An 824-nucleotide genomic window follows, 5' to 3' on the forward strand; every position below is an offset into this window, starting at 1 on the left:
GGGCACCCGGGGCCGCGGGCGGGGCGGGCTGGGCCCACTGGGCCTCCAGCCGGGTCAGCGTCTCCAGCTCGCCGTAGTCGAGGAAGATCCCCCGGCAGCCCGAGCACTGCTCGATCTGGACCCCGTTGCGGTTGTAGGTGTGCATCGGCGCGTGACACTTCGGACAGTGCATCGACGGATCAACTCCTCGTTTCGCGGTGCGTGTTCTCGTGGTGCTGCGGCTCTCGCCCTCTCAGACTCTCCCCCGGACGCGGCCGGTTGCACCTCGGTCGGACGGATCCGTCACACCGGATCGACCGGGCCGCCCCCGGAGGCCGCCATGCGCCCGCAGGCGTCGACCAGCGCCTCCTCCGCCTCGTCCAGCGCCCGTCCGGCGAGGGCGGCCTTGGTGACGGACCGGGCGGCGGTCTGCACGGTCAGGGCGCGGGCCGGCACGTCCAGCGCCGGCCACGGGTCGCCCTCGGCGGGCACGGCGGGGCCGCGGGCGGCCCGGTAGGCGTGCAGGAAGCGCTGCCACTCCTCGGCGGGCAGCAGGCCGCAGGCGTACCAGGAGGCCGGCCGGGCGAGGTCCCAGGCGGGGACGCCGACGCCGAGGTCGTCGACGTCTATCAGCCGCCACGGACCGTCCGGCGCGGGGTGGCGGACCAGCTGTCCCAGGTGGAGGTCTCCGTGGCAGAGCGCGCCCGCGGCGCCGGGCGGGGCGGGTTCCTCGTCGCGGGCCCAGGGCGGCAGGGCCCGCCAGGCGCGCAGCAGCACCGCGGCGGCCGGATGGCCCGGGGCGCCGGCGGCGAGTCCGGTGACCGCCAGGGCCGCCTTGGCGGGGC

General features: G+C 77.3%; 2 protein-coding genes. Both read right to left on the bottom strand.

Annotated features, from left to right (window positions below; translation table 11 throughout):
- Positions 1 to 172, bottom strand: a 172-nt coding sequence (locus ACOV8S_RS23895; RefSeq protein ID WP_448320437.1) for a TFIIB-type zinc ribbon-containing protein, incomplete at its 3' end; no start/stop codon positions are given.
- A 110-nt stretch (positions 173 to 282) separates the two neighbouring features.
- Positions 283 to 824, bottom strand: a 542-nt coding sequence (locus tag ACOV8S_RS23900; RefSeq protein WP_448320183.1) for a phosphotransferase family protein, incomplete at its 5' end; no start/stop codon positions are given.

The organism is Streptomyces sp. CO7, from assembly GCF_053474865.1.